Here is a 13,506-nt window from a genome sequence, read left to right on the forward strand (position 1 = left end):
ACCGCTAACACGTGCGTACTTTTATAATATGTCTCGCCGCAAATGTCTTTCATTGATCTTAACTCTCCGCTTATTAAATTTAACTGACTGATTTAATTATGTTTTAAATAAAATGAAACGCTCAAATTCCAGGCTAAATAACGGCCCGCCGTTATAGCGCCAGATAAATAATATCCTTTTGAAATTATTTCACGCTGCTGCCGGTAAATTTACAAAAATCGCTAAGCGGTCACATTTATTGACCGCACGAATTCATTAAGCTGATATCACTCTCCTGGTTATCTTAATAATGCAGGGCGGAATAAAGTAATACACATGCAGTGAATGACTCTCTGCCATCACTTTCCCCGGAATAAGGATATTTATATGGCTTCTGTCGGAATGGCAAAAAATCTCAACACGCAGATGAACCTGGAATTCCAGGCCTCCAATCTTTATCTCAGCCTGAGCGACTGGTGTACCGAGCATAGTCTTAATGGAACCGCGACTTTCCTGCGCACCCAGGCGCAAGGAAATATCACCCACATAATGCGTGTGTTTGATTACATAAAAAGATCGGGTGCTAACCCGGTGGTCACAACGCCTGACACCCCCTGCGTGGGCTGCGCCACACTGGAAGACCTCTTCCAGAAAATGCTGGATGAACACAGTTGCCGCTGCCATACGCTGGCCCATTTAACCGCCGAGGCGCAGGCTGAGGGCGACGCTGAGACGCTGGATTTCTTACAGTCTCTGGAAAAAGAACAGGAATATGACGGCCTGCTGCTGCAAACCATCATGGATGAAGTGCGCAATGCCCGGAAAATGGGACTGGGGCTTACGCAAACCGATCAGCACTTACTCAATATCGTTAACCATCAGCATCATTGAGTAAAATCTCACCTCCTCCCGCCCGGCTGATGCCGGGTTTGTTATTTTAAATAAGTTATTTTCCCTTTAATGTTAATTATTTGTTTATAACTTATTGCTTTTATTACACTTTAACAAATCTGATCTGGCTCCCAAAGCGAGACCTTACAAAATGTAATGATTTGAGCATCTTTTTTACGCCCACAGGTGCTCCATGATTACCCTTGAATTTATTGTCATCATCCTCTGTTTATTAGTCGGAACGCGGTTCGGCGGCATGGGCCTCGGGCTAATTAGCGGCATCGGCTTATTTATCCTGACGTTTGTATTTGGACTTGAACCGGGTAAACCGCCCGTGGATGTCATGTTAACCATCCTGGCCGTTATTGGCTGTGCGGCAACGTTACAAACGGCAGGCGGGTTAAACGTGATGATGCAGTTTGCCGAACGGCTGCTGCGCCGCCATCCGCAGCACATTACCCTGCTGGCCCCGTTCACCACCTGGATGCTCACTTTTCTGTGCGGCACAGGGCATGTGGTTTACACCATGTTTCCCATTATTGCCGATATTGCGCTGAAAAAAGGGATCCGCCCGGAGCGCCCGATGGCCGTCGCCTCTATTGCCTCGCAGATGGCGATCACCGCCTCGCCGGTGTCGGTGGCGGTGGTTTCATTAGTCTCTATTCTCGCCGCCCAGCATGGGATCGGTCATGCCTGGAGCATTCTGGAGATTCTGGCGGTGTCGGTTCCCGCTTCGCTGTTCGGTGTGACCATGGCGGCCCTCTGGAGTCTGCGCCGGGGGAAAGATCTGGCGGACGATATGGAATTTCAGAAAAAGCTCCAGGATCCGAAACAACGTGAGTTTATCTACGGCAGTAGCGACACGCTGATGAACCAGCGCTTTCCAAAAGAAGCCTACTGGTCAACCTGGATCTTCTTTACCGGGATCTTAGTGGTTGTCCTGCTCGGTGCGCTGCCCGATCTGCGTCCGGCATTTGAGGTGAAGGGCAAGCTGGCACCGCTGTCGATGAACCTGGTGATTCAGATGATGATGCTGATTGCCGGGGCGGTGATGCTGATTGTCTGCAGAGTGAATGCCGCTGCGATTTCGAGCGGAGCGGTGTTTAAAGCCGGGATGGTGGCGATTTTCTCGGTGTTCGGCGTGGCGTGGATGAGCGACACGTTTTTTCAGGCCCATCTGGAGGAATTAAAGATGGCGCTGGCGGGCGTGGTGCAAACCCATCCGTGGACCTATGCGATTGTGTTATTCCTGGTGTCCAAGCTGGTAAACAGCCAGGCGGCTGCGCTCACCGCCGTCGCGCCGATGGCGCTGCTGCTGGGCGTGGAACCGAAAATGCTGCTGGCGTTCTTCCCGGCGTCTTACGGCTATTTTGTGCTGCCCACTTACCCAAGCGATCTGGCCTGTATTGGTTTTGACCGTTCAGGCACGACGCGGATCGGCAAGTTCATTATTAACCACAGCTTTATTATTCCGGGCCTGATAGGGGTGAGCTGCGCGTGCGCGGCGAGTTATATGCTGGTGATGGCGATTTTCTGACGTTCTTTACCCTCACCCCGGCCCTCTCCCTGAGGGAGAGGGGGCAAACCGTGCACATACCTGCCTTTCTCCCTCCCCCCAGGGAGAGGGCGAACCGTGCACATACGCGCCTTTCTCCCTCTCCCTCAGGGAGAGGGTTGGGGTGAGGGTTTACTAAACCTCCGTTTGAAAAATTCAAAACAAAGGTTTACTTTACTGCTAAGCCTTCCCGTTAGTGTGCTTCACCCTGCGGGGTGAATTTCAGCTCAATCAGCGCAATGGCTTTCTGGATTGCACGTCGGGTCACCGGATCGGCGGCTGCCGGATGGGTGCTGAAATCAATATTCTTAAGCTGATGCGACATCTTTTCGCGCACTTCGACCGGCGCGATAACGTCAATCACATCCAGAATTTGTTTGATGACGAGCTGGCAGGCCACGATATCGGATACCAGTTCCTGATCGCTATTTAGAGGCTGAGTCATGAGGATCTCCTGAGAAAAAGGAGGCCATAGTAACGGCAAGCAGATGGAAAAGGTAGATTGCGGAGCCTGAGCGCTGGATTGCAGACATAAAAAAACCTGCCGTAGCAGGTTTTTTTATTAGAACATCGCGCCAGGAGGAACGTCTTTGAAGGTTTTGCAGTAGGTTTCAAAGATGCTTTTCAGGATTTTGCGCAGTTTCATGTTTTGCTCCAGCGATTTGTTATGCAGGTGTTATATGTCTGTGCGCCTATAATATGACCTACATCACAAAAATCAACTTATTTGTGACGTGAATCACACAAATTTTGAGCAATCGTTAGTGACCTTGTTAAAAAATATTATAAAAATCTTACGCTTACGCATGGTTCATTTCTGTAAAATATTAAAAATTTTTTTAAAATGGCAGACCAAAAATGAGTGATAACTCTCTCCCGGAGAAAAAAAGCGGCGTATCACCGGCCGCGCTGTTAGTCGCCGGGGCGTTTTTTATGGAATTTCTCGACGGGACGGTGATCGCCACCGCCCTGCCAGACATGGCGCAGGACTTCGGCGTTGACGCCGTCGATTTGAACATCGGGATTAGCGCCTATCTTATTACCCTTGCGGTGTTAATTCCGGCCAGCGGCTGGATCGCTGACCGCTTCGGCGCGCGTAAAGTGTTTGCCACCGCTCTGGGCATTTTCACCCTCGCCTCGGTGTTTTGTGGTCTGGCAGTGAATGTGGAATGGTTCGTCGCCATGCGCATTTTACAGGGAGTTGGCGGCGCGCTGATGGTGCCCGTCGGCAGGCTGGCTGTATTGCGCACCACGCCAAAACATCTGCTTATCACTGCCATCGCCACCCTCACCTGGCCTGCGCTTGTTGCGCCCATCATTGGCCCGCCCCTCGGCGGATTTATCACCAGTTACGCGAACTGGCGCTGGATTTTCTTCATTAATGTGCCGATTGGCCTGATTGCCATTGCGCTGGCGTTTCGCATTATTCCTGACATCCGCGAAGAGGAACGACGCCCCTTCGATATGCCTGGTTTTCTTGCTACCGCCATTGCGATGGTCAGCCTGGTGTATGCGATGGAGTCACTGGGCGCGCAGGAGCAGCAGGGTCTGTTAACGCTGGCGCTGCTGCTGGTTGGGGCTGTCACGCTGATTTATGCCCTGCGCCATTTTCAGCGTACCCGCTGGCCGATGATTCGCCTGGACGCCATGCAGGTGCCGACGTTCCGGGTCACGATGTATGGCGGCTCGCTGTTTCGCGCCTCGATCAGTGCCGTGCCCTTTTTGCTGCCACTGATGTTTCAGGTGGGTTTCGGCATGGATGCTTTCCACGCCGGACTGCTGGTGCTGGCCGTTTTCGTCGGCAATCTCACCATTAAACCGGCGACCACGCCGCTGATCCGCTGGCTGGGATTCAAAAAGCTGTTGCTGATTAACGGGGCGCTTAACGTGGCGGCATTGCTGGCCTGCGCCTTTCTGACGCCCGACACGCCGGTGTGGATCATTATGCTGGTGCTCTATCTGGGCGGCGTTTTCCGCTCGGTGCAGTTTACCGGGGTCAGTACACTGGCGTTTGCCGATGTCCCGTCGGCGCAGATGAGCTATGCGAATACGCTGTTCAGCACCGCCACTCAGCTCGCGGTCGGGCTGGGAATTACCCTTGGGGCGATTGGCATCCGTATTGGTGAGAAAGTCAGCGACTGGCTGTTGCTCAGTGAATTGCCGGGGATCAGCTTTCGGCTGGCCTTTGTGGTCATCGCGCTGATTTGTCTGATTGGGATGGGCGATACGCTACGACTCACGAAAGATGCGGGCAGCGCGGTGTCGAAGAAAACAAAATAAAAAAGCCAGGCAAGGATGACCTGCCTGGCCCTTTAAAAACGACCGCTTACGCGAGGATCTCACGCACGAAGGCTTCGATCTCTTTATCCTGGCAGTTCTCAAAGAAACATTCCTGGAAACGCTGGCCGGTCACGGCAGTTTTCACCAGTTCCGGGTCGATAGCGCGCAGGGTATCGAGGTAGTTGTCTTTCACCACGGCGGCTTTCACCTGGTTCAGAATACCGGCGTTACGCACCTGCGGCTCTTTACGCTCCGGCGGGTAGCCTTCACCTTTACGGCCCGTGAAGGCTTTTTCAAAGATAAAGCGCACGTTCAGTTCAGCGCCCCAGCCAAAACCTTTGGCGAACGGCAGTGCCAGCGCGTTACCGTTGTTGATCTGCGCGAACAGGAACGCATCCGCCGGATCGATGCAGTAGCCGCAATTCACGCCCGGATGGATGTTCAGTGACATCAGCGCGCCCTGCCCGGTGCCGCAGCCGGCGATCACAAAATCCACCGCTTTTGAATTCAGCAGAATGCTGGCCATGATCCCTAAATGGATGTAGGTCAGATGATGATCGTTCTCGTCGCTCATGCCGACATTAAACACCGGGAAGTTTTTCTCATCGGCAACGGTTTTCAACTCTTTGAGGATAATGGCGTTTTTAGCGGCCTGGCTGTTTTCCATCATCAGTGCAATTTTCATTCTTTCATCTCCTGAAGGCGTTGCGGCGTATCCCGCTATCAATAGCTAACGTTTGATTAACCTTACTACTTAGCAAACGTTCTTTCAAATTAAGTGAAAAATGGTTTTAAAAAACTCAGAGGCGCTCACATTTTTACTCAGTAAAAACAGCGGGGTTACGCCTTCTTCGCAAAACGGAGAAAAATCCCTCCGCTTCGTTAAGGCCTGGTTAGACTGCAAAGATGACAATATCGTTAAAACGGGTGGGAGACGTGGTGAAAGTACGCTGCCAGATACCTTTAACAATTTTGTTGTTTTGCAGCGTGGTGAGCACCTTTTTGCTCTGGTCAGGCGGACTGCTTGCGGCGAATAACCCGCAGCAGGAGAGTATCCCGGTATGGGTTTATGATGCCGACAGCTTTGAATTCTGGCGCGATGCGAAAGGTGAATACCGGGGACTCTATCCGCAAATCATTAACGCCCTGAATGATAAGTATGGCTATAAATTGCAGCTTCAGCCGGTTCAGGGTGCCGATATCAGTAAACGTTTTAATCATGACAGCCATGGGCTGTATGTGGGTGTGATCCGTACAGAGACGCGGGCGCGCACCAAAGTGCTCTCCTCCCGCCTGTTTGATAATGAAGTGGTCGCCGCAAGTCTTAATTCATCCGCCAGCCGCCCGGAAGATCTGAATCAGACGCGGGTAATTTTCCGCCAGAATGACGCCACCTGGGAACGCATTCATCAGCGTTATCCCGATCTCACTTTCCGCCAGCTACGCATGGTCACCACCAGCGAGGAGGCCTTCCGCATACTCAGCGAGGATCAGGCGGATTACTATGTGAATGACGCCACGGAGATGGACACCACCGCGCGTTATTACCAGATTTCCCACCCTTTTAAAGCGCTGCGCCTCGCCACGGTTATTGGCTTCAGCCCGGATTTGCGGGGGATGCGCGATAATGTTAATCAGCTTATCAATGAATGGCAGCGCAACGGGAAAATGCAAAACGCGCTGTCTGAGAACCGGCGACAGTATTTGCTCAGCCGGATCACCCTCAGCGATGAAGAAAAACAGTGGCTGGCGCACCACATCCTGCACATCTGGCTGCCAAAAAATGAAAACTTTGCCCCGCTGATCTGGCAGGACAAAAACGGCTATCACGGGTCGGCCCTCGATCTTATTAACGATCTCCGCGAGCTGCTTCAGGCGCGGATTGAAGTCCACTATATCGACGATTACGTGGAGTACCTTCGCCGCGAACGATGGCCGGTGCGCTTAATCGACATTTCCACGACAGACGATGACCCGCATGCACAGGGTAATATTGGGCCGAAAATCGCCTGGCATAACCTTTATTACACCCGCATCGGCCAGCCGTTCCTGTGGGATGAAGAGCAGATCCGCCACCAGCGCGTGGGCGTGCTGGCGGGCTCCTTTGCTTATCATTATCTGCGTCAGCGCTTTGACAGCGAAGTGACGGTGGTGACGGTGGCCTCCATCGACCGGCTTATCGATGCGATTGAAGATCACCAGGTGGACTATATTCTCGGTGATTTAAGCTCGCTGGAAACGTCTTTGCGGGGCAACGAATTGTTCCGTGGGGTGCTGAAAGTGGCTGGCATCACCCGTCCGACCTTCAACATCGGGCCATGGGTTGAAGCAACGCACCCTTTACATAATTTGCTGTCGCAATTTCACCGCCTGTCGAGCTACCGCACGCAACTGGAGCGTCAGGCTGAACCGGTGGTGACGCCCGGGTTGACGAAAAACACGCTGAAAATTATCAGCGTCATTTTGCTGATCACCGCCCTCTTTAGCCTCTGCTTGCTGGGGATGATGTGGCGGCATATTCGTCAGAATCGTCACATCAACCGCAATATCGTCGAGGCGCTGGAAAAGGTGAATCGCGCCCACGACAATGAAACCGGCAGCCATATTCAGCGTGTCGCCAAATATTGTGATTTGATGGCGCGCGAACTGCGTTTGCCACGCAAAATCACCCGGGATATTCGCCATTTTGCCTCGCTGCATGACGTGGGGAAAATTGCCGTGCCGGAGCGGATTTTACGCAAGGAAGGCCCCCTGACGCCGGAAGAATACAATGAGATGAAGCTGCACACCGTTAAAGGCTGGCGCATTATCCAGGGCCTGGGGCTGGGGACGGTTGCGGAAAACATCATCCATTTTCACCATGAGAAGTGGGACGGCAGCGGCTACCCGGAAGGTTTACGCGGCGAGAGAATACCGCTGGAGGCGCGGATCCTGGCGATTGCCGATGTCTACGACGCCCTGCGCCAGAAGCGGGTTTACAAGCCGGGCTTCAGCCACGAGCACGCTTATGATTTGATCGTCAACGGCAGCGGCCAGCATTTTGATCCCCGTCTGGTGGCGCTGTTTCGTCAGCATCACGAAAACTTCCGCATTATTTATGACAGCCTGGCCGACTGAACTCCGCCGTTGCCATGAATAAGGCATCAAAAACAGGCTATTCCGCCCATTGGGTTTGACGCCAGGCGGTAGGATGAGATCATCCAAAGTGAATCAGAGCGATTCTATGAAGAATCTATTTTTTGTCGCCGCGTTGATGCTGCTTACCGGCTGTACCATCACCAAAGAACCCGAAGTCAGCGACGTTAATCCGACAACCGGCGTGGTGCGACTGACCTTTAACGAAGCGGTACTGCAAAAAGCACGTTACGACGACTACACCACCCACGGCACTGCTGCACGCCAGTGTCAGCAAATGGGTTTCTCCGACGCGGTCGCCTACGGGCAGCCAATTTACACCTGTAGCGTATTCAGTGGCTCAATTTGCCTGAACGAAAAAGTGACGCTGCAATATCAGTGCCGGGGCATCGCATTATCACCTTCAGTAAATACTTATTATTAATATCCCGCCTGCCCGCGTAAATATTACGGGCAGGCTTTATATAATAAGAAGAACAATTCTCATTTCAGTTAATTTTATTTAAAGCATCATTGCGTATTATTCCCATTCGCACTCACTTAAATATTTTATTTTACCTTTTGCAAATATTTAAATAACAAATTATAGTGGCGACAACATAACCACCCGCCATTATTATCTGGAGCTGCCATGCTTAAAGCTGAAATGATTGAAAAATTAAACGAACAAATGAACCTTGAGCTTTTCTCTTCCTTGCTTTATCAGCAAATGAGCGCATGGTGTAGCTTCAACAGCTTTGAAGGCGCGGCGGCCTTCCTGCGCCGTCACGCACAGGAAGAGATGACCCACATGCAGCGTCTGTTTGATTACCTGTGCGACACCGGCAGCCTGCCATGCATTAATACTATTGCCTCGCCGTTTGCTGAATATGCGTCACTGGATGAATTATTCCGCGCGACCTACGAACATGAGCAGTTAATCACGCAGAAAATTAACGAACTGGCTCACGTTGCGATGACCACTCAGGATTATCCAACCTTTAATTTCCTGCAATGGTATGTGGCTGAGCAGCACGAAGAAGAGAAATTATTTAAATCGGTCATTGATAAATTATCTCTGGCGGGTAAAAGCGGTGAAGGCCTTTATTTCATCGATAAAGAATTATCTACTCTCGATACCCAGAATTAATCCTGTGGCTGCCATGTATATGGCGGCCAGCTTCTCTCTTCCCACACCCTCTCTTAAGCAGCATCCTACACTCCCAGGGCGGGTGCCCTTCGCCCGACATAAAACCGTAAAATTTAATTTACAGCGCCTGTAACGGTCGTTTGACGAGACAGACGTTTTCCCTTACCCTGCGCCGCATAATTTTTTGAATAATGGTCTGGGTACAGAGGAAAGCGTGAAGAATCGGACTCTCGGGAGTGTTTTTATCGTGGCAGGTACCACGATTGGCGCAGGGATGCTGGCGATGCCGCTGGCTGCCGCTGGCGTCGGTTTTGGTGTCACCCTGGTATTGCTGGTTAGCCTCTGGGCATTGATGTGTTACACCGCCCTGCTGTTACTGGAAGTGTATCAACATGTGCCTGCCGATACCGGGCTGGGTACGCTGGCGCGCCGTTACCTTGGCCGCTACGGACAGTGGGTGACGGGCTTCAGCATGATGTTTCTGATGTACGCCCTCACCGCTGCCTATATGAGCGGTGCCGGAGAGTTAATCGCGTCAAGCCTTAGCGAGTGGCTGGATATGTCGCTCTCGCCTGCCATGGGCGTGTTGCTGTTTACGCTGATTGCTGGCGGTGTGGTGTGCGTCGGCACGTCGCTGGTCGATCTGTTTAACCGTTTCTTATTCAGCGCCAAAATGCTTTTCCTGATAGTGATGCTGGCGCTGCTGATGCCGCACGTTCAGAAAGTTAACCTGCTGACCCTCCCCCTGGAAAAAGGGCTGGCCCTTTCCGCCCTGCCGGTGATTTTTACTTCGTTTGGTTTCCACGGCAGCGTGCCCAGTATTGTCAGTTACATGAACGGCAATATCCGTAAGCTGCGCGGGATATTCATCACCGGCAGTGCGATCCCGCTGGTGGCCTATATCTTCTGGCAAGTGGCGACGCTCGGCAGCATTCATTCTTCCACCTTTGTGGGGATGCTGGCGGATCATGCGGGTCTGAATGGACTGTTGCAGGCGCTGCGCGAAGTGGTGGCGTCACCGCATGTGGAACTGGCGGTCCATCTCTTTGCCGATCTGGCGCTGGCAACGTCGTTTCTTGGGGTAGCGCTGGGCCTGTTTGATTATCTAGCCGACCTGTTTAATCGCCGCAACAGCGTATCCGGGCGTTTACAGACCGGGGCAGTGACTTTCCTGCCGCCGCTGGCTTTTGCGCTGTTTTACCCGCGTGGATTCGTGATGGCGCTGGGATATGCCGGGGTCGCACTGGCTGTGCTGGCGCTTCTGATCCCCTCGCTGCTGGCCTGGCAGAGTCGCAAACACAATCCGCAGTCTGGCTATCGGGTAACTGGCGGCAAGCCCGCGCTGGTGCTGGTATTTCTGTGTGGGGTTGCGATTATTGCGGTGCAGTTCGGTATTGTTGCAGGATTACTGCCGGAAGTCGGCTAACAAAATAGCCCGGCGGCGTGATGCGCGCCGGGCAGTACAGATTATCAGTGCAGGCAGCACTGTTTGAATTTTTTCCCGCTGCCGCACGGGCAAGGATCGTTACGACCTACCTTTTCCCCGGCGGTAAAAGGCTGAGCAACAGGTTGCGCCTGCTGATTTTCGGCCCAGTATTCATACAGCGCCAGCGCAGCAGGCTTAATTGCCTGGACGCTCTCCTCAAAGGCTTCTGGTGACATCTGCTCGACACGTTCAAAGTTCTCTTCTTTGCCGTGAAGTTCAATGGCCGCCAGCGCAGGTTTTAACGATTCCGGCAGCGTTGACCAGTCGCTTAATCCCACACCGCGCAGATAGCCAAAGCACCACTCTTCCACAATCGTCAGATCGTGCTCGTCCACGGTGCGGGTGCCAAACAGCGGCTCAAACTGCTCCGGGTAATCCGCCAGGCGATCGCTAATATCGTCCATATGCTGGAAAGAAAGCATCATAAAACGCTCCATTTCCTTTTCTGACGCCCAACGCGGCACTTTGTCCTGACCACCCCACAGCGCGACCAGCCACTGGCTCGGTTCGATAGGCATCGGCGCACTCAGCACCGCCGTCAGCAGGCCATCCAGTTCAGCGACATCCATAATTGCCCCCTCCTGGCCGTACTTCATCAGTACGTCATCGAGCCACTCCAGTTCTTTCTCGTTCAGCGGGCCGGTTTTCATGATGTAAATCCTCGGTGAGGTGCGAAAAAGGCACCATAGTAAAGAAAAAGGGGAAAGGCAAATAGCAGGCATAAAAAAACCACCCGAAGGTGGCTTACACGACACTGCTTATCATTGATTTTATTCGAGGTTTCCCATGGTACCCGGAGCGGGACTTGAACCCGCACAGCCTTACAGCCGAGGGATTTTAAATCAGGCGTGTATGCACAACATTTCAATCATTTAAACGTATTTTTCGCCATTAATCAACTTTATTCACCTTCAAAATATCAGTCACTTAGAGCTTATGTTCGCTTACAATGGTGAACATATTAAGGCTGCTATTTTATCCGATTCCCTTCCTAACCATAGAAGTTGGCTATGATGTTGTATGAATTCTATTACGGCCACTGGGTCTTTCTTATTGTCTTTACAACCCCTATAACAGGTGATCTACTCGGTACTTACTTTTGTGTTAGGATGTTTCCGATTGCAACTAACGGAAACTTAAAATGAAAAAATTAGTAATTGCTACTTTTATGGCAGCAACTTTAGCAGGATGCGCTTCTTCAGGTAATCAACAACTCAAAAACGAAACTGAAACTAGCGTTCAGTCCAAAATCCAGGAAGGGAAGACTACCAAAGCAGAAGTGAAAACGATTTTTGGCTCCCCAGATGGGGTTTCTTACACCGATGGCGGCAATGAGATTTGGAAATATTCCTTCGCGAAAGTGAAAGTAAATGGAACTAGTTTCATTCCGTTCTATGGCCTTTTCCACAATGGGACCAACGGCACGAAGAAGGAACTGACCATTCTCTTCAAAAACGATACTGTTCAGAAATACACAATGGCAGAATCGGCACTCAACACAAAATCAGGCTGGGCTGATTAAGCCACTTGCTCTTATAAAGATCCGGCCGCTGCGCCGGTTTTTTTTTTATTTTTTTCCGGCATGTTGAGCATCTTCGCAATTTCTTATTAACTTTTTCTGTCGGCGTGTAAAAGCTACTCACTTGATGCAATCGGTTTTCATTTGAATGTCCGCTGTGTGCCAGGAGCGGACATTGTTATTAATAGCAGCAGACGCCAGCCGGACTCTCTCGTCTTACAGCACTTCAACCACTTCAAATTCTTCTGCGATCAACTCCATATCTTTAGAAAAATGACCTTCGCGGGTAAAAAATCGCTGATGCTCATTTCGCCAGTATTGAAGGCTTAAATCGCCTTCACCTTCTTTGCGGGCAAACTCCTCAGTCACATCACAAAAACGCACCAGTCGCATTGAAACCAGCCGGGTCACGCAGACCGGGGCATTCAGGCCATCAAGGATAATGTTATAGCTTCCAATCCTCGGGGCAGACTTTTCTTGCTGGTAAGAGGCAAAGGATCCGCAGGAGGCCGTTTTAATCCCTTTTTTAATCAGGTCCGCAAGCTCGCTGGCCAGTTCCGGGCTGTCTCCCATTTGCCAGGCATCTGCGCCTGGATACTTTACTTTTAATACCTCAACAGTAGCCATTAAGAGCCCTTTTTAATCGTCGATGAAAAATGTCATACAGAGTTTTAACATGAACTTTCCGGACATTAACATTGATGCTTTCCCTCTGCTACTTTGTCCGCTCTTCGATCATAGAAGCCGTTGGCCCTCCTAAAAAGGGCCGATTCAAGCTATACGGACAGATGGTGAACTTTTCTAAATGGTCAATTGGCACGTACAACCGGCAAATCCGTCCATCTCGTTGTATAGCATGGAGACAGCATTTCCCTTTTCATCTGCCACGTCTGCTGCACACCCTGCCCCGCAAAATACAACGTGCCCTTCCCCTGCTTATTCAACTTGTCCATTAACGTCATCAGCGCATCACTGCCCGCTCTCGGCGCATAATCGTCAAACAGATTGAGCTGGGCTACACCCTGGCTGAAGAAGTCCCCCAACATAATCCCCGCTTTCTGATAGCGATGACCATCGCGCCATATCGCATCCAGACATCGCGTTGCGGCCGCGATAATGTCGCGGGTGTCCTGCGTTGGCGTGAGCAGTTTCGTGCCAGCCTGGTTGCCGTAATACTGCTCTTTTAATGCAAAGGGCGAGGTCTTCACAAAAACTGAAATGTAACGGCAGTACTGATGTTCGCTGCGCAGCTTTTCCGCCGCCCGCGCTGCATAACTGCATATTGCCTGGCGCATCTCGTCGTAATCAGTAATGCGCTCACCGAAACTACGGCTGCTGACGATTTCCTGCTTGGCTGGAGCGAACTCCTCGAGCTCAAGGCAAGATTCGCCGCGCAGCTCCCGCACGGTGCGCTCCAGCACCACGTTAAAGTGTTTCCTGATAAAGCGGATATCTGTGTCGGCAAGTTGAAGCGCTTTTGTTATGCCCATGGCTTCCAGCTTTTTCGCGATGCGTCTGCCCACGCCCCACAC

Annotated in this window: 14 protein-coding genes; 8 read left to right on the forward strand and 6 right to left on the reverse strand. The window is 51.6% G+C overall.

Features of this window, described 5'->3' with window-relative positions:
* The first annotated feature begins 366 nt into the window (after window positions 1-366).
* Together BM373_RS11625 and BM373_RS11630 are read left to right on the forward strand one after the other, a co-directional pair.
* A complete protein-coding gene (locus tag BM373_RS11625) occupies window positions 367-870 on the forward strand; it encodes a non-heme ferritin-like protein (RefSeq protein ID WP_090461591.1) in 504 nt (167 codons plus the stop codon).
* Window positions 871-1,063: 193 nt separating this feature from the next.
* Entirely contained in the window at window positions 1,064-2,407 is a 1,344-nt protein-coding gene (locus tag BM373_RS11630) for an anaerobic C4-dicarboxylate transporter (protein ID WP_090461592.1), read from the forward strand.
* Window positions 2,408-2,618: 211 nt separating this feature from the next.
* Here BM373_RS11630 and BM373_RS11635 read toward each other — a convergent pair whose 3' ends face one another.
* On the reverse strand, window positions 2,619-2,870 hold the full coding sequence (locus BM373_RS11635) for a DUF2766 family protein (RefSeq protein WP_090461593.1): 252 nt from the start codon (window positions 2,868-2,870) through the stop codon (window positions 2,619-2,621).
* Window positions 2,871-2,987: 117 nt separating this feature from the next.
* The gene (gene azuC / locus BM373_RS11640; RefSeq protein WP_088218881.1) at window positions 2,988-3,071 is read right to left on the reverse strand and encodes a stress response protein AzuC; all 84 of its coding nucleotides are present in this window, start codon (window positions 3,069-3,071) and stop codon (window positions 2,988-2,990) included.
* 212 nt (window positions 3,072-3,283) lie between these two features.
* Here azuC and BM373_RS11645 point away from each other — a divergent pair, with 212 nt between their 5' ends.
* Complete coding sequence (locus BM373_RS11645; RefSeq protein WP_090461594.1) at window positions 3,284-4,705, forward strand: MFS transporter; 1,422 nt, start codon at window positions 3,284-3,286, stop codon at window positions 4,703-4,705.
* A 46-nt stretch (window positions 4,706-4,751) separates the two neighbouring features.
* Here the strand turns inward: BM373_RS11645 and BM373_RS11650 are convergent, their stop codons facing one another.
* Window positions 4,752-5,390, reverse strand: coding sequence for an RpiB/LacA/LacB family sugar-phosphate isomerase (locus BM373_RS11650; protein ID WP_090461595.1), 639 nt, complete (start codon window positions 5,388-5,390; stop codon window positions 4,752-4,754).
* A 221-nt stretch (window positions 5,391-5,611) separates the two neighbouring features.
* On the opposite strand from BM373_RS11650, the gene BM373_RS11655 reads away from it, so the two are divergent.
* The 4 genes from BM373_RS11655 (at window position 5,612) to tyrP (ending at window position 10,395) form a co-directional block, all read left to right on the forward strand.
* Complete coding sequence (locus tag BM373_RS11655; RefSeq protein ID WP_090461596.1) at window positions 5,612-7,822, forward strand: HD domain-containing phosphohydrolase; 2,211 nt, start codon at window positions 5,612-5,614, stop codon at window positions 7,820-7,822.
* A 106-nt stretch (window positions 7,823-7,928) separates the two neighbouring features.
* Window positions 7,929-8,264 carry a YecR family lipoprotein gene (gene yecR, locus BM373_RS11660; RefSeq protein ID WP_090461622.1) on the forward strand — a complete coding sequence of 112 codons (336 nt, stop codon included), beginning with the start codon at window positions 7,929-7,931 and terminating at the stop codon, window positions 8,262-8,264.
* Window positions 8,265-8,471: 207 nt separating this feature from the next.
* A complete protein-coding gene (ftnA, locus tag BM373_RS11665) occupies window positions 8,472-8,969 on the forward strand; it encodes a non-heme ferritin (protein WP_090461597.1) in 498 nt (165 codons plus the stop codon).
* A gap of 214 nt (window positions 8,970-9,183) precedes the next feature.
* A complete protein-coding gene (tyrP, locus tag BM373_RS11670; protein ID WP_090461598.1) occupies window positions 9,184-10,395 on the forward strand; it encodes a tyrosine transporter TyrP in 1,212 nt (403 codons plus the stop codon).
* A gap of 44 nt (window positions 10,396-10,439) precedes the next feature.
* On the opposite strand, the gene BM373_RS11675 is transcribed toward tyrP, so the two are convergent.
* Window positions 10,440-11,105 carry a YecA/YgfB family protein gene (locus BM373_RS11675; protein ID WP_090461599.1) on the reverse strand — a complete coding sequence of 222 codons (666 nt, stop codon included), beginning with the start codon at window positions 11,103-11,105 and terminating at the stop codon, window positions 10,440-10,442.
* Between the two features lie 491 nt (window positions 11,106-11,596).
* On the opposite strand from BM373_RS11675, the gene BM373_RS11680 reads away from it, so the two are divergent.
* Window positions 11,597-11,977 (forward strand): outer membrane protein assembly factor BamD, encoded by a 381-nt coding sequence (locus BM373_RS11680; RefSeq protein ID WP_090461600.1) that lies wholly within the window; start codon window positions 11,597-11,599, stop codon window positions 11,975-11,977.
* A gap of 213 nt (window positions 11,978-12,190) precedes the next feature.
* Here BM373_RS11680 and BM373_RS11685 read toward each other — a convergent pair whose 3' ends face one another.
* Complete coding sequence (locus tag BM373_RS11685) at window positions 12,191-12,601, reverse strand: ASCH domain-containing protein (protein ID WP_023299534.1); 411 nt, start codon at window positions 12,599-12,601, stop codon at window positions 12,191-12,193.
* A 182-nt stretch (window positions 12,602-12,783) separates the two neighbouring features.
* On the reverse strand, window positions 12,784-13,506 hold a 723-nt coding region (gene umuC / locus BM373_RS11690), incomplete at its 5' end, for a translesion error-prone DNA polymerase V subunit UmuC (protein WP_143102651.1).

Origin of the sequence: Enterobacter sp. kpr-6 (assembly GCF_900116015.1) — a bacterium.
Classification (GTDB): domain Bacteria; phylum Pseudomonadota; class Gammaproteobacteria; order Enterobacterales; family Enterobacteriaceae; genus Enterobacter_D.